Origin of the sequence: Mycobacterium sp. 852002-51971_SCH5477799-a, assembly GCF_001667145.1 — a bacterium.
Lineage (GTDB): Bacteria > Actinomycetota > Actinomycetes > Mycobacteriales > Mycobacteriaceae > Mycobacterium.
In genome coordinates this window covers 17945-41656 of record NZ_LZIF01000047.1, presented here as the reverse complement: position 1 = coordinate 41656, position 23712 = coordinate 17945, and the positions used below count along the sequence as shown (strand labels likewise).

Genomic DNA, 23712 nt, shown 5'->3' with positions numbered 1-23712 from the left:
CCACGTCAGCCTAAAGGCGGCCGACCCGAATCAGTATCAATTCGTCCGTGTCCGCTTGGCGGACCAATGGCGGAGGATGCGGGATTTGAACCCGCGAGGGCTGTTAACCCAACCCGCGTTCCAGGCGAGCGCCATAGGCCACTAGGCGAATCCTCCGTGGCCATGGTAACCGAGGGCCGGATGGCCCTCGCCAGTTGCTCGTCGTCGACGCCGGGGCAGGTATTAGACTCTTCGCTGGACCCCGCGCGGCGTCTATCCTGTGAACTCCCCCAGGGCCGGAAGGCAGCAAGGGTCAATGGGCTCTGTCGGGTGCGCGGGGTCCCCTATCTCCATGAGTGCCGACCCGCTTCGCCCGGCTTTGCCGCGCTTGCGCTCGCCACTGGTTTCCCGCCGTCGATAGCGAAAGGGTTCATGGTGTCGCTGGAGTCGCTCACCCCGGCCGAGCTCGCGGCCGCGAACACTCGTCACCAGCAGGACTACGCGGACCTGCAGGCCAAGAAGCTCTCCCTGGACCTGACCCGCGGCAAACCGGCGCCCGCCCAGCTCGACCTGTCCAACCAGCTGCTGAGCCTGCCCGGGGACGACTTCCGCGACAGCGAGGGCACCGACACACGCAACTACGGCGGCTTGCACGGGCTGCCCGAGCTGCGGGCAATCTTCGGGGAGCTGCTCGGCATCCCGGTGCAGAACCTGATCGCGGGCAACAACTCCAGCCTGGAGCTGATGCACGACCTCGTCGCCTTCTCGATGTTGTATGGCGGCGTGGACTCGCAGCGGCCCTGGAAGGACGAACCGAGCATCAAGTTCTTATGCCCGGCTCCCGGCTACGACCGGCACTTCGCCATCACCGAGACGATGGGCATCGAGATGATCCCCGTCCCGATGTTGTCCGACGGGCCGGACGTCGACCTGATTGAGGAACTCGTTGCCGTCGATCCGGCCATCAAGGGCATGTGGACGGTGCCGGTATTCGGCAACCCGACCGGGGTCACCTACTCCTGGGACACGGTCCTGCGGCTCGTCCAGATGCGCACCGCGGCGCCCGACTTCCGGCTGTTCTGGGACAACGCGTATGCGGTGCACACCCTGACGCATGACTTCGTCCGGCAGGTCGACGTGCTCGGCTTGGCGGCCGCGGCAGGCAACCCCCATCGGCCCTACGTGCTCGCGTCCACCTCGAAGATCACCTTCGCCGGCGCCGGCGTGAGCTTCTTGGGCGGATCGCTGGGCAACATCGCCTGGTACCTGCAATACGCGGCAAAGAAGTCGATCGGCCCCGACAAGGTCAACCAGCTGCGGCACCTGCGCTTCTTCGGTGACGCCGACGGGGTGCGGCTGCACATGCTGCGCCACCAGCAGATCCTGGCGCCGAAATTCGCGCTGGCCGCCGAAATCCTGGATCAGCGGCTCAGCGACTCCAAGATCGCGTCGTGGACCGACCCCCGGGGCGGCTACTTCATCAGCCTGGACGTGCTGCCCGGGACGGCGAAGCGCACCGTCGCGCTGGCCAAAGACGCCGGCATCGCGGTCACCGAAGCGGGTGCGTCGTTCCCGTACCGGAAAGATCCGAAGGACACGAACATCCGGATCGCGCCGACCTTCCCTTCGCTGCCGGACCTGCGCGACGCCGTCGACGGCCTGGCGACCTGCGCGCTGCTGGCGGCGTCGGAGTCGCTGCTGGCGTCGTCCGCGTCGAGTGTGAACTGACGGTGAGAAAATCGCCGAAATCGCGCCCTACGTTCACACTCGGCGCCCCGCGGGCCCTGGTCACCCGGCGCCGGTAGCCTGCTGACCGTGGCCCTCTACCGCAAGTACCGACCGGCAACGTTCGCCGAAGTGGTGGGGCAGGAGCACGTCACCGAACCACTGTCGATCGCCCTGGAGGCCGGCCGGATCAACCACGCGTATCTGTTCTCCGGTCCGCGCGGGTGCGGGAAGACGTCGTCGGCGCGCATCCTGGCCCGATCGCTGAACTGCGTTCAGGGCCCGACGGCCACCCCGTGCGGGGTTTGCGACTCGTGCCAGGCGCTGGCGCCCAACGCGCCCGGCAGCATCGACGTGGTGGAGCTCGACGCCGCCAGCCACGGGGGCGTTGACGACACCCGCGAGCTGCGCGACCGCGCGTTCTACGCGCCCGCCCAGTCGCGGTACCGGGTGTTCATCGTCGACGAGGCGCACATGGTCACGACGGCGGGGTTCAACGCGCTGCTCAAGATCGTGGAGGAGCCCCCTGAGCACCTCATCTTCATCTTCGCCACCACCGAACCGGAGAAGGTGCTGCCGACGATTCGGTCGCGCACCCATCACTACCCGTTCCGGCTACTGCCGCCGAAGACCATGCGGGCCTTGGTCGGCCGGATCTGCGAGCAGGAGGGCGTCGCCGTCGACGACGCCGTCTACCCGCTGGTGATCCGCGCCGGCGGCGGCTCGCCTCGCGACACCCTGTCGGTGCTCGATCAGCTGGTGGCCGGCGCCGAGGGCGCGCACGTGACCTATCAACGGGCGCTGGGTCTGCTGGGCGCCACCGACATGGCGCTGATCGACGACGCCGTGGACTCGCTTGCCGCCGCGGATGCCGCGGCGCTGTTCGGGGCGGTGGAGTCGGTGATCGACGCCGGCCACGACCCGCGGCGCTTCGCCACCGATCTGCTGGAACGGTTTCGCGACCTGATCCTGCTGCAGGCCGTCCCGGATGCGGCCAGCCGTGGCGTGGTGGACGCACCGGAGGACGTGCTCGAGCGGATGCGTGAGCAAGCGACCCGGATCGGACCGGCGACCCTGACCCGCTACGCCGAGGTGGTGCAGGCGGGGCTCGGCGAGATGCGCGGAGCGACGGCGCCGCGCCTGCTGCTCGAGGTCGTGTGTGCGCGGCTGCTGCTGCCCTCGGCCAGCGACACCGAATCGGCGCTGCTGCAACGCGTCGAGCGAATCGAGACCCGGCTGGACATGTCGATCCCCGGCTCCGAAGCACCCGCCGCGGCGCCTCGCAGCGCGCCGGCGCCGGCCGAGGAGCAACCCGTTCGGTTCACCCGGCCGTCCGCGGCGGCCGCTCCCAAGTCCGAACCGAAACGCGAAGCGAAATCCGACCCGAAGCCGGAGCCCGAACCGGCACCGGTTGCGGCGGTGCCCCCCGAACCGGCCCCGGCTCCGGCGGCCGAATCAGCTTCTGCCCCAGGCGAACTCAACGCCGCGGCGGTGCGCACCATGTGGCCCACGGTGCGGGAAAAAGTGCGTCAGCGCAGCCGTACCACCGAGGTAATGCTGGCCGGGGCGACCGTACGGGCCATCGAGGGCAACACGTTGGTGCTGAGCCATGAATCGGCGCCCCTGGCCAAGAGGCTCTGCGAACAGCGCAACGCCGACGTCATCGCCGAAGCGCTCAAAGACGCGCTGGGCGTCAATTGGCGGGTGCGGTGCGAGGCCGGCGCACCGGCGTCGGCGTCATCCCCTCTCACCGGCGGGGAAGCCGGGCCGGCGGCTCCCACGGTGGCCGAGCCCGCGCCCGACGTCGATTCCGCGCGCCGCGACGAAGAGGAGCACATGCTCGCCGAGGCGGTCCGCGACGAGCCGTCGGCGCCGCGGCGCGACCCCGAAGAGGTCGCGCTCGAACTGTTGCAGAACGAGCTGGGCGCCCGCCGCATCGACAACGGCTAGCGCGTCAGGCGGTCCACCACGGCCGCAGCGGCAGGTCGTCGTCGCCCCCCGCGTCGGTGTTGGCCGCCAGCACGTGATGGAGCTGAAGGTTGTTCTGCTCGAACGCCACCCGTGATGCTGCCATGTACAGGCCCCATACCTTGGCGGTCGGCAAGCCGACCTCGGCGACCGCGACGTCCCAGTGCTCGACCAGGTTGTGGCACCAATCGCGCAGCGTCATCGCGTAGTGGTGGCGGAAGTTCTCCGCGTGCAGCACTTCGAAGCCCACGTCCTGGATTGCGCTGGTGATGCGGCCCGATCCGGTCAGCTCCCCGTCCGGGAAGACGTAACGATCGGTGAATCCGCCGGCGAACGAGGTGGAGGTGTTGTCGTGGCGGGTGATGCAGTGGTTGAGCAGCAGCCCGCCGGTGCGCAGCTTCGACTTCAGGAACCCGAAGTAGGCAGGGTAGTTCTTGACGCCGATGTGCTCGGTCAGTCCGATCGAGGAGACGGCATCGAACTGCGCCTCGCCGACGTCGCGGTAGTCGGAGTGCCGCACCTCGGCCAGTTCCGCCAGCCCCTCCTCGGCGATCGCGCGCTGTGCCCACTTCGCCTGTTCGGCCGACAGGGTGGCGCCGATCGCGCGGACGCCGCGGCGGGCGGCGTAGCGCACCATGCCGCCCCAACCGCAGCCGACGTCGAGCAGCCGGTCACCGGGCTGCAGCCGCAACTTGTCGAAAATCAGCCGGTACTTGTTTTGCTGCGCGTCCTCCAGCGTCGCCTCGGCGTGGGGATACACCGCGCAGGTATAGGTCATCGACGGACCCAACACCAGTTCGTAGAAGGTGTTGGAGACGTCGTAGTGGTGGTGGATGGCCTCGGCGTCGCGGGTCTTACTGTGCATCAGCCCTTCGGTGACCCGGCGCCACCGCGGCCGGGTTTCCTGGGGTGGTGGTGACACCGGCAACAACCGCTCGAAGCCCATCGAACGGACGACGTTGGCCAGCACCCGCGCCGGCGGCCGCTTGAATTCGACCCGATCGGTCAGCGTCTTGAGCAGTTGGTACGGGTCACCCGGATGCACGCCATACGCCTGCAGGTCGCCCGACACATAGGCCCGGGCCAGGCCGAGTTCGCCGGGCGCGGTGGCCAGGTAGGTGGCTCCGCGAGGCGTCCTGAGATCCAAACCCAGTTCGGCGTCTTCGCTTCCGGCCGTGCTGCCGTCGTAGGCGGTGAACTTCAGCGGATGTCTCCCCGTCGCGGCGAAGACCTCCAGGATCTCGGCCATGCTCAGTTTGCCGGTCGGCGAGCGGTGCGGTTCTTTTGTCGTCGTCATCGTCGTTGCACAGCCTTCGCGTAGAGGTCGAGTAAACGAGAATCGGGGTCATAGGTTTTCTTGACGGTGTTGTAGGCCTCGCCGCCGTACAACTCGTCGAAGTCCTCACGGGAGTAGAACGACTCGGAATACAGCGACTTGTGACCGCCGAGCTCGCCCACCTTGGCTTCGATCGTCCGGTTGGTGGCGCCCTCGGTGGCCCCGGCCGGCACCGACGACCAGAAGCCGACGTTCACATAGGTGTGATCCGGCCGCATCGGGTACAGCGGCCAGCCTTGGTGGTCGCGCAGACGCAACGGGCACAACCAGATTGGCGTGATGGGCACGCTGTCGAGGAACCACTCCAGGAAGTCGCAGGTGCGCTCGACCGGCACCTCCACGTCTTGCACCACCCGCTCCCGGGGTGGCCGGCCGTTTCGCGCCTCGATGCGGTCGGACAGCCCGAGGCGGCGGTCCATGGAGATCAGCTTCGAATAGACGCTGCTGCGCCGATAACGCCGCGGCCACCAGCGGCGCAGCCGCGGGTTCTGCACGCCGAATGCGCGTGAGCACCAGAACCAATCGGTGTCCCAGCGCCAGAAGTAGTCGTTTATGGTCAGCCGGTCATCCTTGGTGGCTTCCACGCCCGGGGCGTCGTGCCGGATGGACTGGTAGTAGATGTCCCGGCCGGTGTAGTCACTGACCGGGCCGGCAGTGGTGGTCCGCCGGCCCACGCAAAGGTAGCTTTCGTCGGCGCTGAAGACGACGCCGTCCAGGTAGTCGACGGGCGTCCCGCCCTGCCCGCCGGTGTCGATGATGCGTTCCATGGCCGCGATCAGATCGGGCAGCGAGCGGAATCGGACGTGCCGCAGTGCCACGAACGGCGCGACAGGCTCAAGCTCGATCCGGAGTCGGGTCGAGTAACCAAGTGTCCCATACGAATTCGGGAAGGCGCGGAACAGCTCGGGGTGCTGGGTGCGCGAGGTGGTGAGCAAATCACCAGCGCCCGTGAGGATGTCCATCTCCAGCACCGATTCATGCGGCAGACCGTTGCGAAACGACGCCGACTCGATGCCCAGGCCGCTGACCGCGCCGCCGAGGGTGATGGTCTTCAGCTGCGGGACTACCAGAGGCGAAAGGCCATACGGCAGCGTCGCGGTCACCAGGTCCGCGTAGGTGCACATGCCGGCCACATCGGCGGTGCGGGTTTCGGGATCCACGTTCAGGACGCCGGTCAGTCCGGACGTGTCCAGACCGGGCGCATCACGTTTGGTGCGGGCGCGGAATAGGTTTGACGTCGGCTTGGCCAGCCGGACGGCGGACGTCGGGGGAATGGATCGATAACTTGACAGCATCCGGTCAACGCCAGACTTGTGGGCCGAGAGTGCAGATCCAGGGACAGGCACCACATATACCCTAGTCTTCGACAACAGCCCGTGCACCCGTCGGAAGGGCAGCGTCGGGGAAATCATCATGAGGAGGGGTCGCTTTGGCACCGGTGAGCGCAGAGAGCACCATCTTGATCAACGCGGAGCCCGCGGCAACCCTGGCCGCCGTCGCGGACTACCAGAACGTCCGCCCGAAAATTCTCTCCCCGCAGTACAGCGACTACCAGGTGCTACAGGGTGGGCAGGGGGCCGGCACGGTTGCCAAATGGAAGCTGCAGGCCACCAAATCGCGGGTGCGCGAGGTGCAGGCCAACGTCGACGTTGCCGGGCACACCGTGATCGAGAAGGACGCGAACTCGTCGATGGTGATCAACTGGACGGTTGCTCCCGCCGGACCCGGCTCCAGCGTCACTGTGAAGACCACTTGGGACGGCGCGGGCGGTGTGAAGGGCTTCTTCGAGAAGACCTTTGCGCCGTTGGGGCTCAAGAGGATTCAGGGCGAGGTGTTGGCCAACCTGAAGAAGGAACTGGAGAGCTGAGCTAGCGTCCCAGGTTTAGCGCGCCTGGCCCTGCGAGGCGAGGAAACCCGCGACACCGCGGACCAGTGCGTCGGCGTACTTCTGCCGGCCCTCGGCGGACTCCATCAGCGCCGAGTCCGCGGGGTTCTTCATGTTGCCGCATTCGACCAGGATCGACGGGTACTGCGCCAGGTTCAGGCCGGTCAGGTCCGAGCGGCCGTAAAGGCCGTTCTGGCCGATGTAGTTCGCCGGCGGGATTCCGGAGGCCTGCATCTGGTCGCGCATGATCCGCGCGTACTGCACCGACGGGCCGGCCTGCACCTGGTTGAGCGGCGGGGCCGAGTAATTGACGTGGAAGCCCCGGCCGGACGGCGGGCCGCCGTCGGCGTGGATGGACAGGACCGCGTTGGGTCGCAGCGCGTTGGCCGCGTTGGCGCGTTCGTCGACGCAGGGTCCCAGGCCGTTGTCGTTGGCGCGGGACAGCGCGGTCCGCACCCCCAGGGCGTTCAGCTCGGCGCGCACCCGCAGCGCGGTGTCCCAGGTGAAGGTGTGCTCCATATAGCCGGAGTTGGTGGCCGTCCCGCTGGTCTGGCAGTCCTTGGTACCGCCGCGACCGGTCGGCACCTGACGGTTGATGGAGCCGTCATTGGAGCCGTTGTGGCCCGGATCGATGAAGACCACCATGCCGGCGATGCTGGATGGCGCTGCCACTGCGTTCGGGATGACGACGGCCGACGCAGCAACGATCATGCAGATGATCGTCCTGAAGCCGACACGCCTGCTCACTCGTAGGTCCACGGCGCAAAGCTAGCGCCGTGCGGTCTACGCTGGGTGTTTCGAATCGCCGGAGACTCACGAGCGAAACCAACTCGAGACCAAGATGCGAGGGGATTGTCATGCAACCCGGAGGCGATATGTCGGCGCTGCTGGCCCAGGCGCAGCAGATGCAACAGAAGCTCATGGAGGCGCAGCAACAACTGGCGAACGCCGAGGTACGCGGTCAGGCCGGTGGGGGCTTGGTCGAGGTCGTCGTCAAGGGCAGCGGCGAGGTGGTCGCGGTGAAGATCGATCCTTCCGTCGTCGACCCGTCTGACGTCGAAACCTTGCAGGACCTGATCGTCGGCGCCATGGGGGACGCTTCCAAGCAGGTCACCCGGATGGCCCAGGAACGGCTGGGTTCGCTGGCCGGCGGCTTCGGCCCGCCGCCCGGGCAACCGCCCGCGCCGGCGCAGGGGCTTTAGACTCCGCGACCGACATGTTCGAAGGACCCGTCCAGGATTTGATCGACGAGCTCGGCAAGCTGCCGGGCATCGGACCCAAAAGCGCCCAGCGCATCGCCTTCCACCTGCTTTCGGTTGAACCGCCGGACATTGACCGGCTGACCGCGGTACTGGCGAAGGTCCGCGACGGGGTGCGGTTCTGTGCGGTGTGCGGCAACGTCTCCGACAACGAGCGCTGCCGGATCTGCGCGGATCCCCGCCGCGACGGCACGCAGGTGTGCGTGGTCGAGGAGCCCAAGGACGTCCAGGCCGTCGAACGCACCCGCGAATTCCGCGGCCGCTACCACGTGCTGGGCGGTGCGCTCGATCCGTTGTCCGGCGTGGGGCCCGATCAGCTGCGGATCCGCGAACTGCTGAGCCGGATCGGGGAGCGGGTCGATGACGTCGACATCACCGAGGTGATCATCGCCACCGACCCGAACACCGAAGGCGAGGCGACGGCCACCTACCTGGTGCGGATGCTGCGCGACATTCCCGGCCTGACGGTGACGCGGATCGCGTCGGGGCTGCCGATGGGCGGTGATCTGGAGTTCGCCGACGAGCTGACGCTCGGTCGCGCGCTCGCCGGCCGCCGGGCCATGGTCTGAGGCGGCGGGCCGGCGACCTCTCACGCGCCGGCCAGCTCGCCGGCCTCGCGTTCGGCCGCAGGCCCAGATCCCGGCAGCGGCTTGCCGGCGACTTCCGGCATGAATCGAAGGGCCACCGTGCCCACCAGGCCCGCGAAGACCAGCATGTAGGCCGGCACCATGGCGCTGCCGGTGCCGGATATCAGCGCCTGAGCGATTACCGGAGTTGTTCCCCCGACGGTCGATAGCGCGATGTTGTACGCGATGGCCAGCGCTCCGTTGCGCACCCTGGTCGGGAACAGCGCCGGCAGGGCCTGGGGGGTGGTGCTGTCGAAACACAGCTCCATCAGCCCGACCAGCAGCACACCGATGAAGATCAACGGAAAGGCACCGCCGAAGCGCATCAGCAAAAAAGCCGGGACCGACGCCACAACGAGCAATCCGCAGCCGGTCCACATGATCGGCTTGACGCCGATACGGTCGGACAACATGGCCACGAACACCACCGCGGCCATCAGGATCGCCAACGTTGCCACGATGATCACTAGCGCGGCCGTGTTACCCACGTGCACAACCACTTTGAGGTATGTGGGCAGGTAGCCGGTGAGCATGAAGTCGGGGACCTGTGAGGCCACCACGACTGCCGCGCAGACCACCATCGGCTTCCACTGCTGCACCACCGTGTGCCGAAATTGCTGCCAGCCGCGGTCAACCGGCGCATCGGTGTTGCCGCTCACCTGTTTGTACGCCGGTGACTCCTCGATCCGCAGCCGCAAATAGAGGGCGAGGACTCCGAAGGGAGCTCCCAGCAACAGCGGGATCCGCCACCCCCACGCCAGCATGGAATGGCTGGGCAGCCACGCCTGCAAAGTGGTCACCAGCAACCCCGCGAGCACAAACCCGACCAGGTTGCCCAGCGGCAGGAACCCGACCATCCTGCCGCGTTTGCGGTCCGGGGCCCGCTCGACGAGATAGGTCATCGCGCCGACAAACTCGCCGCCGGTGGACAAGCCTTGAAAGACGCGGGCGACCAGCAGCAGGATCGGCGCCCAGATGCCGATGGTGCTGTAGCCGGGCAGTAGGCCGGTCATGGTGGTCCCCACCGCCATCAGCACGATCGTGATCACCAAAACCCGCTTGCGCCCGACGCGATCACCGAGGGGGCCGAGGACGAACCCGCCGAGCGGACGTACTACGTACGCCGCCGCCAGGGTGCTAAAGGTGGCGATGAGATGGACCGCGCTGACGCTATTGCCGGGGTAGAAGACCCGCGCGATGGTGGTCGCGATATAGCCGTAGACGCCGAAGTCGTACCACTCCATGAAATTGCCGATGGCAGTCGCGAGGGTGTCCCGCCGCATCGCCGCATCGGTATCCCGGGGCTCAGTGCCCGCGCCCCTGCGTCGGATCCTCATTGACAGGTCCCGTACCCAAAACTTTGCTGCCCGGAACCGGTTGTGCTTGCGACCATACGTTTCGCCTTGAGCGGCCCTAGCGAGCGGCGAGGCGTTCGCGGCGCAGCAAGTCCACCTCGGGCATGGGCAGCGGCGGCAGCGCGCCGACGACCGTGCTCAGCAGCTGGTCGGCCAGTTGCGGATTGCGGGCAAGGCAAGGCCCGTGCATGTAGGTCGCGATCACGCTGCCCTGTACCGCGCCGTCGAAGCCGTTGCCGGCCGCGTTTCCCGCGCCCTTGACCACGGCGCCCAGCGGCGACGCCGCCGGTCCCAGCACGGTGCCGCCGCGGTGGTTCTCGAAACCGGTGAGACGCTCGGTCAAGCCCGTCAGCAACGGCTTGGTGGCCAGCTCGCCGATGGTGCGCGCCTGTTGCGGTGACGTCGTCGCGTCCAGCATGCCCACGCCGTCGACACGTTCCCCGGCCGAGGTTTCATACCAGTGCCCGAGCACCTGAACGGCCGCGCAGATGGCCAGCACCGGGGCGCCCCGTTCCGCGGCGCGCTGCAGGCCGGGGTACTTGATCAGGTGCCGGGTGGCCAGGCGCTGCGCGTAATCCTCGGCCCCGCCCAGCGTGTAGAGGTCCAACGATTCGGGCACCGGGTCGGCCAGCGTTATCTCGACGATCTCGGCGGCGATGCCGCGCAGCCGCAGCCGCTGGCGCAACACCAGGGCGTTGCCGCCGTCACCGTAGGTGCCCATCACGTCGGGCAGTACCAACCCGATCCGCACCACCGAGTCAGCCATGGCGTGCCAATGCTCGTTGCAGCTGGAGGAACGCGGTGTAGTTGGCGACGACCTCCACCCGCCCCGGCGGGCACGACGCAATCGCGCCCACGGTGTCGTGCACCAGGGTGTGCTCGACGCCCGCGTACCCGAGACGCACCGCCAGATCGGTGCCGCGCTCGCCGGCGGCCACGACGTCCGTCTCTTCGAAGTGCTCGAATCGCACATCCCACAACCACGACAGGTCTTCGCCGTCGGGCACCTGGCCGTTGACCGAGATGACCACCCCGGCCGCATGCTTATCCACCATCGACAGCGCCTCCTGCCAGCCGGCCGGGTTCTTGGCCAGCAGGATGCGCACCTCGTGCGCGCCGACGCGGACCGTCCGATAACGCCCGGCGACCTCGTCGACCGTCGAGACGGCCGCCACCGCTTCGGCGGGATCGGCGCCGAGTGCGACCGCGGCCGCGACGGCCTGGGCGGCGTTGCCCCGGTTGACCGCGCCGGGCAGCGCCAACCGCATCGGCAGGGCGAGGCCGTCGGGGCCGTAGAGGGTGTCGTCGTCGAACCACCATTGCGGGCTGGGCCGTTTGAAGTCCGCGCCCGTGGAATACCAGTGACCCCGCTCGCGGACGATGACCTCGCCGCTGCGCGGGCAGCTGACCGAGTCGTTGGACCACGACCCGCCCGCGGCCACCCACACCACGTTGGGGCTGTCGTACGCCGCGGACGTCATCAGCACGTCGTCACAGTTGGCCACGACGACCGCCGTGGGGTGCCGGGCCAGGCCCGCGCGCAGGGTCCGCTCGATGACGTTGATCTCACCGACCCGGTCCAGCTGGTCGCGCGACAGGTTGAGCAGGACGACGACGCTGGGCTCGACGGCGTCGGAAACGTGCGGGACGTGCATCTCGTCGACTTCGAGCGCGGCTAGGGGTGCGCCGCGGTTGCCGGCCAGCGCCGCGACCAGGCCGGCGTCCATGTTGGCGCCCTCGGCGTTGGTGGCCACCGTTCCCAGCGTCGCCAGCGCGGCCGACGTCATCCTCGTGGTGGTGGATTTGCCGTTGGTGCCGGTGACGACGACGGTGCGCCGTCCGACGGCGAGTTGCCGGAGAACCGAGCGGTCCAGCGTCATCGCGATGAGACCGCCGATCATCGCCCCGGCCCCACGCCCGCTCACCCGCGACGCCCAGCGCGCGCTCGCTCCTGCGGCGAGGGCCAGACGGGCACGGGTGGTGACCACGCGGAGAGTTTAAATGCGTGCCGCCGCCGTCATCGAATTCCGGGCGATCGCAAGCGCGGCGTTCGGCGCCGGGCGCGATGTGCCGCCGCCGTCATCAAATTCCGTACGACACGGCCCGCAGCGAACAGGTGATGTCGGTCGACCGTGCCATCCTCAGTGCATGAGCGGGGTGTCCTGGGGTCGGCCGGCCAGCGAGCCGGACGCGGGATGGGCCGTCGTAGACGTCGAGACCTCGGGCTTTCGGCCGGGGCAGGCACGGATCATCAGCGTTGCGGCGCTCGGCCTGGACGCCGACGGCAACGTCGAACATTCGGTGGTGAGCCTGCTCAACCCCGGCGTGGACCCAGGTCCGACCCACGTGCACGGCCTGACCGCCGCCATGTTGGAGGACCAGCCGCAGTTCGCCGACATCGTCGGCGACGTGGCCGAGGTGCTGCGCGGCCGCACATTGGTAGCCCACAACGTGGCGTTCGACTACGCGTTTCTTGCCGCGGAAGCCGAACTGGCCGAGACCGAACTGCCCGTCGACAGCGTCATGTGCACCGTCGAGCTGGCCCGACGGCTCGACCTCGGCATCGACAACCTGCGGTTGGAGACTCTCGCGGCGCACTGGGGGGTCACCCAGGAGCGACCCCATGACGCCTTCGACGACGCGATGGTGCTGACCGGCGTGCTGGCCTCCGCGCTCAAGCTGGCCCGAGCAGGCGACATCTGGTTGCCGATACATCCCGTCACCCGGCGTCGCTGGCCCAACGGCCGCGTCACCCATGACGAGCTGCGACCGCTGAAGGTGCTGGCGTCCAGGATGCCCTGCCCGTATCTCAACCCGGGCCCGTACGTGGGCGGCCGACCACTCGTGCAGGGCATGCGGGTGGCGCTGGCGGCCGAGGTGGGACGCACCCACGAGGAACTCGTGGAACGCATTCTGCACGCCGGGCTGGCCTACACCGAGGCCGTCGACCGGGAGACCTCGCTGGTGGTCTGCAACGATCCCGCCCCGGAGCAGGGCAAGGGCTACCTCGCCCGGCAGCTGGGCGTGCCGGTGATCGGCGACGCGCAGTTCATGGACTACGTCGGCGCCGTCATCGGGGGCACCAGCATGGACGAATTCACCGACGCCAGCAGCCTGGACCAGCAGCTGGCGCTGTTCTGATCAGACCCGAGCGGCTTGCCGTCCTCGCTATTTCAGGGCCCGCCGCGCCAATGTTCGATGCGGTGGTGGTCGGGGGTGAATCCGTGCTGCACGCCCCACAGCACGGCCTGGGTGCGGCTTGCGACTCCGAGCTTGCGGTAGACGTTGCGGATGTAGGACTTCACGGTATTTGGGCTCAGGTAGGTCAGCCGAGCCACGTCGGCATTGCTCTTGCCTTGGGTGATCAGCGCCAGGATCTCCGCCTCGCGGTCGCTGAGCCCTTCGCCGCGCCCTGGCCAGTCGAGCCCGGGAGCACTGCGCGCCCGGCCGGTTGTGTCGCTGACGATTACCTCACCGGAATGCACCGCCTCCAGCGCGGCGACCAGCTCGCGCGCGGGCAGGGTCTTCGATAGGTATCCCTGGGCCCCGTGGCGCCGGGCGCTCTCGACGAGGTCGGGGTGAAAGTTCCACGTGTAGACCACGACTCGGCGTGCCCGAGGATTGGCGACCAAAACCCCTATCTCCTCGTGGTCGGATTCGGGTTGGGCAAACGAGTCGTACAGGACGATATCGACGGGGTCAGCGACGGGCATGGTGGAGTCGAGTTCTGCGATCACGACACGATCGCGGTACGGGTCAAGCATGTTGGCCACGCCCTTCACGACGACGTCGTAGTCATCGACGAGCGCAACCGTGATCGGCGCGCGGGGAGACGGTGGCGGCATGGCGGCGAGATTACCTCCCTAGGGGTGTATTGCTACCCCCCTTTGGGGTGATCGACTGGATTCATCGCTGGCGCAACCAGTTAGCCAGTCGTCAACCGCAAAAGGGAGGCCCACCATGATCATCCTGGGCATCATCGCGCTGATCGCAGGATTTCTGCTCAAGATCGCGGTGCTGTGGACCATCGGCATCATCCTCGTCATCGCCGGCGTGATCCTGGCGATCCTCGGATCCACCGGACGCGCCGTCGGCGGCCGCCGGCACTACTTCTGAACGCTGGCAATCGAGACGCGCCCGATCTCGGGCTGGGCGCATCTCACCGGAACCAGAACACAATGCGCTCGCGACTCGAGGAGCAGTGGGCCCGTGGGGAGCAAGCGTCCACTGAAGACCTCCGCCTGGCCTTGATGCACTATCGCGAATTCTTCGAGCGCTTGCTCGCGGTTTAGCGGCACGGGGTCATCCGCGAGCGGCGCGGTTGACCGCCGACACGACCGCACGCAGCGACGCCGACGTGATCGACGGCGCGATGCCGACCCCCCACACCGTGCGACCGTCCACCGACGCTTCCACATAGGCGGCGGCCTGCGCGTCGTCGCCGGCGCTCATGGCGTGCTCGGAATAATCCAGGACCGCCACGTCGAAACCGACACCGCCCAGCGCGTGGACGAACGCGGCGAGGGGGCCGTTGCCCTCCCCGCTGATCTCGGTCTCCGCGCCGTTGATCTTGACGGTCGCAATGAGGCGGGTGACGCCGCTGTCGTCCTCCGAGGCGTCGACGCGCTGCTTCATCCGCTCCAGCGGCACGATCGGCGCCAGATACTCCTCGGAGAAGGCGTCCCACATCTCCTTGGGACTCACCTCGCCGCCTTCCCCTTCGCTGAGCTTCTGCACCACCTGGGAGAACTCGATCTGCAGCCGCCGCGGCAGCGCCAAACCGTGATCGGCCTTCATGATGTAGGCCACCCCGCCCTTGCCGGACTGCGAGTTGACCCGGATCACCGCCTCGTAGGTGCGCCCGACATCCTTGGGATCGATCGGCAGATATGGCACCTGCCAGAGCATGTCGTCGACGTCGGAGTCCGCGGCGTCCGCGTCGATCTTCATCTGGTCCAGGCCCTTGTTGATGGCGTCCTGGTGGCTGCCGGAGAACGCGGTGTAGACCAGGTCCCCGCCGTAGGGGTGACGCTCGTGCACCGGCAGCTGGTTGCAGTACTCGACGGTGCGGCGGATTTCGTCGATGTTGGAGAAGTCGATCTGCGGGTCCACGCCGCGGGAGAACAGGTTCAGCCCCAGCGTCACCAGGCAGACGTTGCCGGTGCGCTCGCCGTTGCCGAATAGGCAGCCCTCGATGCGGTCGGCACCGGCCTGGTAGCCCAATTCGGCTGCGGCAACCGCGGTTCCGCGGTCGTTGTGCGGATGCAGGCTCAGGATGACCGATTCCCGGTTGGCCAGGTTGCGGCTCATCCACTCGATCGAGTCGGCGTAGACGTTGGGTGTGGCCATCTCCACCGTGGCGGGCAGGTTGAAGATGATCGGGTTGTCCGGTGTCGGCGCGATGATTTCGCCGACGGCGTCGCACACCTGCCTGGCGTACTCCAGCTCGGTGCCGGTGTAGGACTCCGGCGAATACTCGAACCGCCACCGGGTGCCCGGGCGCTTGGTAGCTTCTTCGACGCACTTGCGCGCACCCTCCGTCGCGATCGTCTGTACGGCGGCCCGGTCGGCGCGAAAAACAACGCGGCGCTGCAGGATTGAGGTCGAGTTGTAGAAGTGCACGATGGCCTGCGGTGCGCCGTCGCATGCCTCGAAGGTGCGCTCGATCAGTTCGGGCCGGCACTGGGTCAGCACCTGGATGGTGACGTCGTCGGGAATCGCTCCGTCGGTGATGATCTCGCGGACGAAGTCGAAGTCGGTCTGGCTGGCCGACGGGAATCCCACTTCGATTTCCTTGTAGCCCATGCGAACCAGCAAATCGAACATGCGCCGCTTGCGCGCCGGGCTCATGGGGTCGATCAACGCCTGATTACCGTCGCGCAGATCCACCGCACACCACAGCGGCGCATGAGCGATGACACGGTCGGGCCAAGTGCGGTCGGGCAGGCGAATGGGCTCGACCTCATCGGCGAACGGTCGGTACCGGTTGACCGGCATCGACGAGCCCCGCTGCGGGTTCCAGGCGGCTTGTCGGGGCGCTGGTGGGCCCGCGGGCTGAATGATGGTTCGTGTCGAGCTGAATGCGTCGGGATTGGAAGTCACGATATTGCTCCGGGGATTCAGAAGGGAAACTTCAGACCGGCGCATCGCGAACACCCGCGACGGGAAGCCGGTCTGGATCAGACCCCGTCGCGGCGTCCGAGGAGGAGCACCCGCTGCACGTCCGAAACTTTACCGCTTTTGGCGCGTTGGCAGAAATTGCGCCGAGACCGCAGCGAATGCTCAGTACAAGGTGGGGCGGTATCGCGACGTAAATCACCATGCGGTGGCACGTATTCTGTTGTGGACTTAAACCCGAAACCTGATGCCGGGCCGGAGAGGCAGGAACAACGTGGCGCTCGTCGTGCAGAAGTACGGCGGATCCTCAGTGGCGAACGCCGACCGGATCCGGCGAGTGGCCGAGCGCATCGTCGCTACCAAGAAGCAGGGCAACGATGTGGTAGTCGTCGTCTCCGCGATGGGCGACACGACCGACGACTTGATGGATCTGGCCCACCAGGTCTGTCCGGCGCCGCCACCGCGCGAACTCGACATGCTGCTGACCGCCGGTGAGCGAATCTCCAACGCACTGGTCGCAATGGCGATCGAATCGCTGGGTGCGCAGGCGCGCTCGTTCACCGGTTCGCAGGCCGGGGTGATCACCACCGGCACGCACGGCAACGCCAAGATCATCGACGTCACCCCGGGGCGGCTACAGACCGCGCTCGACGAGGGACGCATCGTGCTGGTCGCCGGATTCCAGGGTGTCAGCCAGGACACCCGCGACGTGACCACGCTGGGACGCGGGGGTTCGGACACCACGGCGGTGGCCCTGGCCGCGGCGCTGCACGCCGACGTCTGCGAGATCTACACCGACGTCGACGGCATTTTCAGCGCCGACCCGAGGATCGTGCACAACGCCCGCAAGCTGGACACGGTCACCTTCGAGGAAATGCTCGAGATGGCGGCGTGCGGCGCCAAAGTTTTGATGCTGCGCTGCGTCGAGTACGCACGCCGCTACAACATGCCGGTGCACGTCCGATCCTCCTATTCGGAAAACCCAGGCACCATAGTCGTCGGAACGATCAAGGACATAGCCATGGAAGACCCCATCCTGACCGGAGTCGCGCACGACCGCAGCGAGGCCAAGGTGACCGTCGTCGGCATTCCCGACATTCCGGGGTACGCCGCTCGGGTCTTCCGGGCGCTCGCCGACGCCGACGTGAACATCGACATGGTGTTGCAGAACGTCTCCAAGATCGAGGACGGCAAGACCGACATCACCTTCACCTGCTCGCGCGACAGCGGGCCCACCGCGGTGGCCAGACTGGACGCACTTCGGGATGAGATCGGGTTCAGCCAGCTGCTCTACGACGATCACGTCGGCAAGGTGTCGCTGATCGGAGCGGGCATGCGCAGCCACCCCGGGGTCACCGCCACCTTCTGTGAGTCCCTGGCCGAGGTGGGCGTCAACATCGAGCTGATCTCCACGTCCGAGATCCGCATCTCGGTGCTGTGCCGCGACACCGAACTAGACAAGGCCGTCGTGGCGTTGCACGAGGCGTTCGGGCTCGGCGGCGAGGAGTCGGCGACCGTGTACGCGGGGACGGGTAGATAAATGGTTGCCATCGGAGTTGTGGGCGCCACCGGCCAGGTCGGTCAGGTGATGCGCCGGTTGCTCGACGAGCGGGACTTCCCCGCGACGTCGGTGCGTTTCTTCGCGTCGTCACGCTCGCAGGGCCGCAAGTTGGGATTCCGCGGCCAGGAGATCGAGGTCGAGGACGCCGCGACGGCGGACCCCAGCGGCCTCGACATCGCGTTGTTCTCGGCAGGCAAGACGATGTCGCTGGTGCAGGCGCCGCGCTTCGCCGCGGCCGGGGTGACAGTGATCGACAATTCGTCGGCCTGGCGCAAGGACCCGGAAGTGCCGTTGGTGGTATCCGAGGTGAACTTCGACCGGGACGTCCGGGACGCGCGCTCGCTGGCCAAGGGCATCATCGCCAACCCGAACTGCACCACGATGGCCGCCATGCCGGTGCTCAAGGTGCTGCACGAGGAAGCCGGGCTGCAGCGCCTGGTGGTGTCCAGCTATCAGGCGGTGTCCGGCAGCGGGATCGCCGGGGTCGAGGAGTTGGCGTCGCAGGCGCGTGCGGTCATCGACGGGGCCGAGGAGCTGGTGCACGACGGCAGCGCGGTGCAGTTCCCGCCGCCAAAGACCTACGTGGCGCCAATCGCCTTCAATGTGGTGCCGCTGGCCGGATCGCTGGTGGCCGACGACTCCGGGGAGACAGACGAGGACCAGAAGCTACGCCACGAGAGCCGCAAGATCCTCGGCATCCCCGACCTGGCCGTCAGCGGCACCTGTGTGCGGGTACCGGTGTTCACCGGACACTCGCTGTCCATCAACGCCGAATTCGCCCGGCCGCTGTCACCCCAGCGGGCCCGCGAGCTGCTCGACACCGCCCCCGGCGTCAAGGTCGTCGACGTGCCGACCCCGTTGGCGGCCGCCGGCGTCGACGAATCCCTGGTCGGCAGGATTCGGCACGACCCCGGGGTGCCCGAGGGCCGCGGTCTGGCACTGTTCATCTCCGGTGACAATCTGCGCAAGGGGGCGGCGCTGAACACCATTCAGATCGCCGAGCTGCTGGCCGCCCAGCGGTGACAAGCGGGTGAGCACCGCCCACATTCGCTTGGCCGCGCGGTGCTCACTGTTCGCCGCGTCGGCAATATTGGTTCTGCCGCAATGGATGAGCGTCGCGCGCGCCGACCCGGCGGCGCCCGCCCCTGAGCCCGTGCTGCAACCGCTGGCGCCCGGCCAGGTGTTGCGCATCGGTCCCAGCGCCGGAACCGGCACGCCGACCGTGGACTACGGCATCGGCGCGACCGACCTGTGCGAGTTCGTCGAGTTTCCCGCCGAATTGCTCCAGGTCTGCGGCGACAGCTTCGCCGGGCAAGGGGTCGGATTCGGCGGTTGGTACGCGCCGGTCGCGTTGCGCGTCGACACCTCGTCCGTCGACGACCCTGGCGGGGTCCGCTACACCGGGGTCACCGGCATCAGCAATCCGCTCCTGGCCGAGCCCGCGCCGCCCGGCGCCTCGCAGCTACCTGCCGGGGTGGTGCAGATCAACCGGCGCAACTACCTGTTGGTGACGACGACCAAGAACCTCGAGCCGCAGACATCCCGGCTGGTGACCGCCGAACCGGCGCGCGCGGGCTGGCAGACGATCCCTGGATCCAAGCGACCCGCGTCGTACCAGGGCGGCTCGCAGACGCAGATCAGCGGCTACTACGACCCGATTCCCACCTCGGCGTCACCCAGCGGGTGGGTGTACATAGTCGCCGACAGTTTCACTCGCAGGGATCCGGTGCTGTTGTATCGGGCCACGCCGCAGACTTTCACCGACCGGTCGCGATGGCAGGGTTGGGCGGCGGGCCCGGGCGGGGGCTGGGGCAAGCCGCCGACACCGCTGTGGCCGGACGCGGTGGGAGAGTTGTGCATCCGGCAGATCGACGGCAAGGCGGTACTGTCCTATTTCAACGCCGTCACCGGCAACATGGAGGTCCGGGTGGCCGACGATCCGACGTCGCTGGGCGACGCGCCGGTCACCACGGTGGTGCAGCACGACGAGTGGCCCGAGCCGGCGGAGAGCCTGCCGCCGCCCTACGACAACCGGCTCGCTCAACCGTATGGCGGCTACATCTCGCCGGGTTCGACGCTCGACGAGCTGCGAATTTTCGTGAGCCAGTGGGACACTCGGGCGCGGGTCGCCGCGCCGTACCGCGTGATCCAGTTCGCGGTCAACCCGCTGCGGCCCGAATAGCGCGTTTTCACCCGCTGACCGGGCGCTTTAGTTCACAGCTCCTACATAAGTAGCGCATAGCGGCCACTACTGTTAACGGCTTCATCATTTGTCTCATGAGTGAAACATCTGAAACCCCCACTGTGCGGCACTCCACCGCAACTGCACCGGCCGCCGCGGAAGCGGTAGCGGCCTACCGGGCCCCGCGGGTCTTCCAAATCGCCGCGTGGGTCGCCATCGTCGCCGGGATCGTGTTCATCCTCGCGGTCATCTTCTTCACCGGCTTCATCCTCGGCCACCGCGGCGGCCATCACGGCCACCACCACAAGCACCACCACGCGATGGTTCACCACCGCGGTCCTGGTGGACCCGGCAACTTCGGTGGCCCGGGCGCACCCGGCGGTCAGGGCGGACAGGGCGGACAGAACGGTCCGGGTGCCACGACCGCTCCTCCGACTACCTCGGGCGTGCGTCCCAGCGGCATGGCCCCGGGTCAGCTCCCGCCGTCGGTCTTCCACTCGGCAGCCACGGCCCACGGCGCGCCGGGACAGGTCCCGAGCGTCATCGTGCTGACCAACTGAAAAACCCTCATCAACCAGTGGCCCGGCGCTCCTCGCGAGCGCCGGGCCCCTTTTCGGTGCGGTCACCGCGGCCTAACCGACGCGTCTCGATTCACAACATTTTCGTAGCCGAGACCTGTTAGGGCACAGGTATGCGGGGCAATATGCAAGGCATGAGCGAGACACCCGAACCACCAGTTGAGCCGACCACCGCGCCGACGCCCGCCACACAAGTCGCTGAGCCGCCGTCGCAACCACACCCGCACCGGGTGGAAACGCCGCGGCTGTACACCGCGGCGGCCTGGGTGGTGATCGTCGCCGGCGTCGTCTTCATCCTCACGTCGCTGTTCTTTGTCGGTGCCTACATCTGGAAGCACCAGCACCCCTGCCAGCATCATCACGGCATGTTCCACCCCGGCGGCGCCGGCAATCCCGGACCGGGCAATGGGCCCTGGGGACCTGGCGGCCCCGGGCCGAGTAACGGGCCTGGGCAGTATGGCGGCCCCGGCGGCGGCTACGGACCGTATTACGGCGGACCCGGTGGTCCGGGACCCGACAACGGACCGGGGGGATATGGGCCCGGCGGACCCGGGTTGATCGTTCCGATGCCCCCGAGCGGTCCGGGCGGTCCCGGCGGACCGCATGCCGGCCCGGGTGTCAGCGGCCCCGGGCAGCCCCCGCCCCCCGGTGCGCCCGCGCCGCGTCCCTGATTGCGCTCACTTAAGTCCTGCCAGGAATGGGTACTAACCCGTAGTGGGCAATCGATCTAGAGTGCCCGCATTTTCTTGACCAGCTCAAGACGAGGGGTACTCGATTGCGGGTCGGAAGATCCGGGACTTTCACCGACGTGCCGAAAATGCTTGCTGTTTAGGCGGCTTCGGCGAGGTGGTGCGATCTCGGTGCTTCGGCCTTCAGCCCGGTGACGAGGAGAGAGCGTAATGACGGAGCGTTTCACGACCAATGACGCCGGTATTGCTGCGCCGAGCGACGATCAGTCGCTGACGATCGGCCCAGACGGGCCGATTCTGTTGCAGGACCATTACCTGATCGAACAGATGGCGATGTTCAATCGCGAGCGCATCCCGGAGCGTCAGCCGCACGCCAAAGGTGGTGGCGCGTTCGGTCATTTCGAAGTGACCAATGACGTCAGCCGGTACACCAGGGCCGCGGTTTTCCAACCCGGCACCAAAACCGACATGTTGGCCAGGTTTTCCACCGTCGCCGGCGAGCGGGGCAGCCCAGACACCTGGCGCGACCCGCGCGGCTTCGCCCTCAAGTTCTACACGAGCGAAGGCAACTTCGACCTCGTCGGCAACAACACACCGGTTTTCTTCATGCGCGATCCGTTGAAATTCCAGCACTTCATCCGGTCCCAGAAGCGCTTGCAGGCAAGCAATGTTCGCGACCACAACATGCAGTGGGACTTCTGGAGTCTCTCCCCGGAGTCGGCGCATCAGGTGACCTGGTTGATGGGCGACCGGGGAATCCCCAAGACCTGGCGGAATATGAACGGCTACAGCAGCCACACCTACAGCTGGATCAACGCGGCCGGCGAGATCTTCTGGGTGAAGTACCACTTCATCACCGATCAGGGCATCGAGTTCCTGACGCAGGAGGACGCTGACCGGTTGGCCGGCGAGGACGGCGACTACCACCAGCGCGACCTGTTCGATTCGATCGAACGCGGGGATCACCCGAGCTGGACGCTGAAGATGCAGATCATGCCGTACGAAGAAGCCAAGAACTACCGGTTCAACCCCTTCGACCTGACCAAGGTGTGGCCGCACGGCGATTACCCGTTGATCGACGTCGGCAGGATGACGCTGAACCGCAACGTCACCGACTACCACGCCGAGATCGAGCAAGCCGCGTTCGAGCCGAACAACACCGTGCCCGGCACCGGCTTGAGCCCGGACAAGATGCTTCAGGCCCGGGGCTTCTCGTACTCCGACGCGCATCGCGCCCGGCTAGGGACCAACTACCGCCAGATCCCGGTCAACACCCCCAGATTCGAGGTGAACAGCTACTCCAAAGACGGGGCCATGCGGATCAACAACGTCTCCGACCCGGTGTATGCGCCCAACTCCTACGGTGGGCCGCACGCCGAGCCGGCACGCGCCGCCGAGATCCGCTGGCATGCCGACGGTGACATGGTCCGGTCGGCGTACACGCTGCACCCCGAGGACGACGACTGGGGCCAAGCCGGCACCATGGTCCGCGAAGTCCTCGACGACGCGGCCCGGGAACGCTTGGCGGACAACATCATTGGCCACGTGTCCCAGGGCGTGAAGGAGCCGGTGCTCTCCCGGGTGTTCGAGTACTGGCGCAACGTCGATCCCGACCTCGGGAAGAAGGTCGAGGAAGGCGTCCGGGGCAGCGGGGGCTGACCGCACGTCCGCGGGCCTGGCATGATCGCTGCATGCCCATGCGGGTTTCGCAGGTTGCCCAAATAGAAGGGGCCGTGTTGGCCGTCGGCTTGGCCTTGGCCGCGACCACCGTGGCGGCGACCGCGGCCGCGCACCCGTCGGAGCCGGGCGTGGTGAACTACGCCGTGCTGGGCAAAGGCTCGGTCGGCAACATCGTCGGCGGACCCATGGGCTGGGAGTCGGTGTTCACCCAGCCCGGGCAGGGCGACTGGGTGGACCTCCCGGAGTGCAACAACTGGGCCGACATCGGTTTGCCCGAGGTGTACAACGATCCGGACCTGGCGTCGTTCAACGGGGCCCTCACCCAGACGTCGGCCACCGACCAGACCCATCTGGTCAAACAGGCCGTCGGGGTGTTCGCCACCAATGACGCCGCGGGCCGGGCATTTCATCGGGTGGTGGATCGAACGGTGGGCTGTTCGGGACAGACGACCGCGCTCCACCTGGACAACGGCAGCACCCAGGTTTGGTCGTTCGACGGCGGCCCGGCCGGCCCCGCCGACGAGAACTGGACCAAGCAGGAGGCGGGCACCGATCGCCGGTGCTTCAATCAAACCAGGCTGCGCGAAAATGTGTTGCTGCAAGCGAAAGTGTGCCAATCCGGCAACGCCGGGCCCGCGGTGAACGTGCTGGCCGGGGCGATGCAGAACGCCCTGGGGCAGTAATCGGGCGTTCTGTGTATCCGTCTTCCCCGTGCATTCGGAGGCCCGGGGAAGGGAATATGTCGGGGGCATCTGATAGATGAAGCACTAGA

Annotated in this window: 22 protein-coding genes, 1 tRNA gene and 1 other RNA gene; 15 read left to right on the top strand and 9 right to left on the bottom strand. The window is 67.4% G+C overall.

Annotation, left to right across the window (positions count from 1 at the left end; translation table 11 throughout):
- Positions 1 to 67: 67 nt before the first annotated feature.
- Positions 68 to 156 (bottom strand) — tRNA-Ser (locus A5753_RS05430).
- A gap of 76 nt (positions 157 to 232) precedes the next feature.
- Between A5753_RS05430 and ffs the strand changes: the two genes are divergently transcribed.
- The 3 genes from ffs to A5753_RS05415 all read left to right on the top strand — a co-directional run bounded on the left by ffs (position 233) and on the right by A5753_RS05415 (position 3654).
- Positions 233 to 329: signal recognition particle sRNA small type (gene ffs / locus A5753_RS05425), an RNA gene on the top strand.
- A gap of 85 nt (positions 330 to 414) precedes the next feature.
- Positions 415 to 1707: an aminotransferase class I/II-fold pyridoxal phosphate-dependent enzyme gene (locus A5753_RS05420; protein WP_197694592.1), complete on the top strand. Its 1293-nt coding sequence runs from the start codon at positions 415 to 417 to the stop codon at positions 1705 to 1707.
- Between the two features lie 87 nt (positions 1708 to 1794).
- A complete protein-coding gene (locus tag A5753_RS05415; RefSeq protein WP_067124202.1) occupies positions 1795 to 3654 on the top strand; it encodes a DNA polymerase III subunits gamma/tau in 1860 nt (619 codons plus the stop codon).
- Positions 3655 to 3658: 4 nt separating this feature from the next.
- Here A5753_RS05415 and A5753_RS05410 read toward each other — a convergent pair whose 3' ends face one another.
- Both A5753_RS05410 and A5753_RS05405 read right to left on the bottom strand, forming a co-directional pair.
- Positions 3659 to 4969: a class I SAM-dependent methyltransferase gene (locus A5753_RS05410; protein ID WP_197694587.1), complete on the bottom strand. Its 1311-nt coding sequence runs from the start codon at positions 4967 to 4969 to the stop codon at positions 3659 to 3661.
- Complete coding sequence (locus A5753_RS05405) at positions 4966 to 6357, bottom strand: FAD-binding oxidoreductase (RefSeq protein ID WP_067124252.1); 1392 nt, start codon at positions 6355 to 6357, stop codon at positions 4966 to 4968. The genes A5753_RS05410 and A5753_RS05405 overlap by 4 nt, the downstream gene beginning before the upstream one ends.
- A gap of 80 nt (positions 6358 to 6437) precedes the next feature.
- On the opposite strand from A5753_RS05405, the gene A5753_RS05400 reads away from it, so the two are divergent.
- Positions 6438 to 6875 (top strand): SRPBCC family protein, encoded by a 438-nt coding sequence (locus A5753_RS05400; RefSeq protein WP_067124201.1) that lies wholly within the window; start codon positions 6438 to 6440, stop codon positions 6873 to 6875.
- A gap of 15 nt (positions 6876 to 6890) precedes the next feature.
- On the opposite strand, the gene A5753_RS05395 is transcribed toward A5753_RS05400, so the two are convergent.
- Positions 6891 to 7652: an Rv3717 family N-acetylmuramoyl-L-alanine amidase gene (locus A5753_RS05395; RefSeq protein ID WP_067124199.1), complete on the bottom strand. Its 762-nt coding sequence runs from the start codon at positions 7650 to 7652 to the stop codon at positions 6891 to 6893.
- 98 nt (positions 7653 to 7750) lie between these two features.
- Here A5753_RS05395 and A5753_RS05390 point away from each other — a divergent pair, with 98 nt between their 5' ends.
- Both A5753_RS05390 and recR read left to right on the top strand, forming a co-directional pair.
- Positions 7751 to 8095, top strand: coding sequence for a YbaB/EbfC family nucleoid-associated protein (locus tag A5753_RS05390; RefSeq protein ID WP_082971177.1), 345 nt, complete (start codon positions 7751 to 7753; stop codon positions 8093 to 8095).
- Positions 8096 to 8109: 14 nt separating this feature from the next.
- Positions 8110 to 8721 carry a recombination mediator RecR gene (recR, locus tag A5753_RS05385; protein WP_067124194.1) on the top strand — a complete coding sequence of 204 codons (612 nt, stop codon included), beginning with the start codon at positions 8110 to 8112 and terminating at the stop codon, positions 8719 to 8721.
- A 20-nt stretch (positions 8722 to 8741) separates the two neighbouring features.
- On the opposite strand, the gene A5753_RS05380 is transcribed toward recR, so the two are convergent.
- The 3 genes from A5753_RS05380 to A5753_RS05370 all read right to left on the bottom strand — a co-directional run bounded on the left by A5753_RS05380 (position 8742) and on the right by A5753_RS05370 (position 12121).
- Positions 8742 to 10061 (bottom strand): MFS transporter, encoded by a 1320-nt coding sequence (locus A5753_RS05380; protein ID WP_067124192.1) that lies wholly within the window; start codon positions 10059 to 10061, stop codon positions 8742 to 8744.
- Between the two features lie 130 nt (positions 10062 to 10191).
- Positions 10192 to 10887, bottom strand: coding sequence for a type 1 glutamine amidotransferase (locus A5753_RS05375; protein WP_156655957.1), 696 nt, complete (start codon positions 10885 to 10887; stop codon positions 10192 to 10194).
- 4 nt (positions 10888 to 10891) lie between these two features.
- Positions 10892 to 12121, bottom strand: coding sequence for a Mur ligase family protein (locus A5753_RS05370; protein ID WP_067124188.1), 1230 nt, complete (start codon positions 12119 to 12121; stop codon positions 10892 to 10894).
- A gap of 160 nt (positions 12122 to 12281) precedes the next feature.
- Here A5753_RS05370 and A5753_RS05365 point away from each other — a divergent pair, with 160 nt between their 5' ends.
- Positions 12282 to 13274 carry a DEDDh family exonuclease gene (locus tag A5753_RS05365; protein ID WP_067124186.1) on the top strand — a complete coding sequence of 331 codons (993 nt, stop codon included), beginning with the start codon at positions 12282 to 12284 and terminating at the stop codon, positions 13272 to 13274.
- A gap of 32 nt (positions 13275 to 13306) precedes the next feature.
- Here the strand turns inward: A5753_RS05365 and A5753_RS05360 are convergent, their stop codons facing one another.
- A complete protein-coding gene (locus A5753_RS05360) occupies positions 13307 to 13978 on the bottom strand; it encodes a response regulator transcription factor (RefSeq protein ID WP_067124184.1) in 672 nt (223 codons plus the stop codon).
- A gap of 115 nt (positions 13979 to 14093) precedes the next feature.
- On the opposite strand from A5753_RS05360, the gene A5753_RS24515 reads away from it, so the two are divergent.
- Positions 14094 to 14249 (top strand): DUF6131 family protein, encoded by a 156-nt coding sequence (locus tag A5753_RS24515; protein WP_197513806.1) that lies wholly within the window; start codon positions 14094 to 14096, stop codon positions 14247 to 14249.
- 186 nt (positions 14250 to 14435) lie between these two features.
- Here the strand turns inward: A5753_RS24515 and leuA are convergent, their stop codons facing one another.
- Positions 14436 to 16238 carry a 2-isopropylmalate synthase gene (leuA, locus tag A5753_RS05355; protein WP_197694591.1) on the bottom strand — a complete coding sequence of 601 codons (1803 nt, stop codon included), beginning with the start codon at positions 16236 to 16238 and terminating at the stop codon, positions 14436 to 14438.
- Between the two features lie 286 nt (positions 16239 to 16524).
- Between leuA and A5753_RS05350 the strand changes: the two genes are divergently transcribed.
- The 7 genes from A5753_RS05350 to A5753_RS05320 all read left to right on the top strand — a co-directional run bounded on the left by A5753_RS05350 (position 16525) and on the right by A5753_RS05320 (position 23623).
- Positions 16525 to 17790 carry an aspartate kinase gene (locus A5753_RS05350; RefSeq protein ID WP_067124181.1) on the top strand — a complete coding sequence of 422 codons (1266 nt, stop codon included), beginning with the start codon at positions 16525 to 16527 and terminating at the stop codon, positions 17788 to 17790.
- On the top strand, positions 17791 to 18834 hold the full coding sequence (locus A5753_RS05345; RefSeq protein WP_067124180.1) for an aspartate-semialdehyde dehydrogenase: 1044 nt from the start codon (positions 17791 to 17793) through the stop codon (positions 18832 to 18834). It abuts the gene before it with no gap.
- A gap of 7 nt (positions 18835 to 18841) precedes the next feature.
- The gene (locus A5753_RS05340) at positions 18842 to 19993 is read left to right on the top strand and encodes a DUF4185 domain-containing protein (protein ID WP_067124178.1); all 1152 of its coding nucleotides are present in this window, start codon (positions 18842 to 18844) and stop codon (positions 19991 to 19993) included.
- Between the two features lie 122 nt (positions 19994 to 20115).
- Entirely contained in the window at positions 20116 to 20553 is a 438-nt protein-coding gene (locus A5753_RS05335) for a hypothetical protein (protein ID WP_197694590.1), read from the top strand.
- Positions 20554 to 20705: 152 nt separating this feature from the next.
- Positions 20706 to 21242 (top strand): hypothetical protein, encoded by a 537-nt coding sequence (locus A5753_RS05330; protein ID WP_067124248.1) that lies wholly within the window; start codon positions 20706 to 20708, stop codon positions 21240 to 21242.
- A gap of 228 nt (positions 21243 to 21470) precedes the next feature.
- Entirely contained in the window at positions 21471 to 22919 is a 1449-nt protein-coding gene (locus A5753_RS05325) for a catalase (RefSeq protein WP_067124174.1), read from the top strand.
- Between the two features lie 38 nt (positions 22920 to 22957).
- Positions 22958 to 23623 (top strand): sensor domain-containing protein, encoded by a 666-nt coding sequence (locus A5753_RS05320; protein ID WP_369829294.1) that lies wholly within the window; start codon positions 22958 to 22960, stop codon positions 23621 to 23623.
- The last annotated feature ends 89 nt before the right edge of the window (positions 23624 to 23712 follow it).

Coding starts and splice junctions, on each gene's coding strand:
- A5753_RS05330 (WP_067124248.1), top strand. CDS start 20,706: ATGAGCGAGACACCCGAACCACCAGTTGAGCCGACCACCGCGCCGACG.
- A5753_RS05325 (WP_067124174.1), top strand. CDS start 21,471: ATGACGGAGCGTTTCACGACCAATGACGCCGGTATTGCTGCGCCGAGC.
- recR (WP_067124194.1), top strand. CDS start 8,110: ATGTTCGAAGGACCCGTCCAGGATTTGATCGACGAGCTCGGCAAGCTG.
- A5753_RS05345 (WP_067124180.1), top strand. CDS start 17,791: ATGGTTGCCATCGGAGTTGTGGGCGCCACCGGCCAGGTCGGTCAGGTG.
- A5753_RS05320 (WP_369829294.1), top strand. CDS start 22,958: ATGCGGGTTTCGCAGGTTGCCCAAATAGAAGGGGCCGTGTTGGCCGTC.
- A5753_RS05365 (WP_067124186.1), top strand. CDS start 12,282: ATGAGCGGGGTGTCCTGGGGTCGGCCGGCCAGCGAGCCGGACGCGGGA.
- A5753_RS05380 (WP_067124192.1), bottom strand. CDS start 10,061: ATGCGGCGGGACACCCTCGCGACTGCCATCGGCAATTTCATGGAGTGG.
- A5753_RS05410 (WP_197694587.1), bottom strand. CDS start 4,969: ATGACGACGACAAAAGAACCGCACCGCTCGCCGACCGGCAAACTGAGC.
- A5753_RS05390 (WP_082971177.1), top strand. CDS start 7,751: ATGCAACCCGGAGGCGATATGTCGGCGCTGCTGGCCCAGGCGCAGCAG.
- A5753_RS24515 (WP_197513806.1), top strand. CDS start 14,094: ATGATCATCCTGGGCATCATCGCGCTGATCGCAGGATTTCTGCTCAAG.
- A5753_RS05360 (WP_067124184.1), bottom strand. CDS start 13,978: ATGCCGCCACCGTCTCCCCGCGCGCCGATCACGGTTGCGCTCGTCGAT.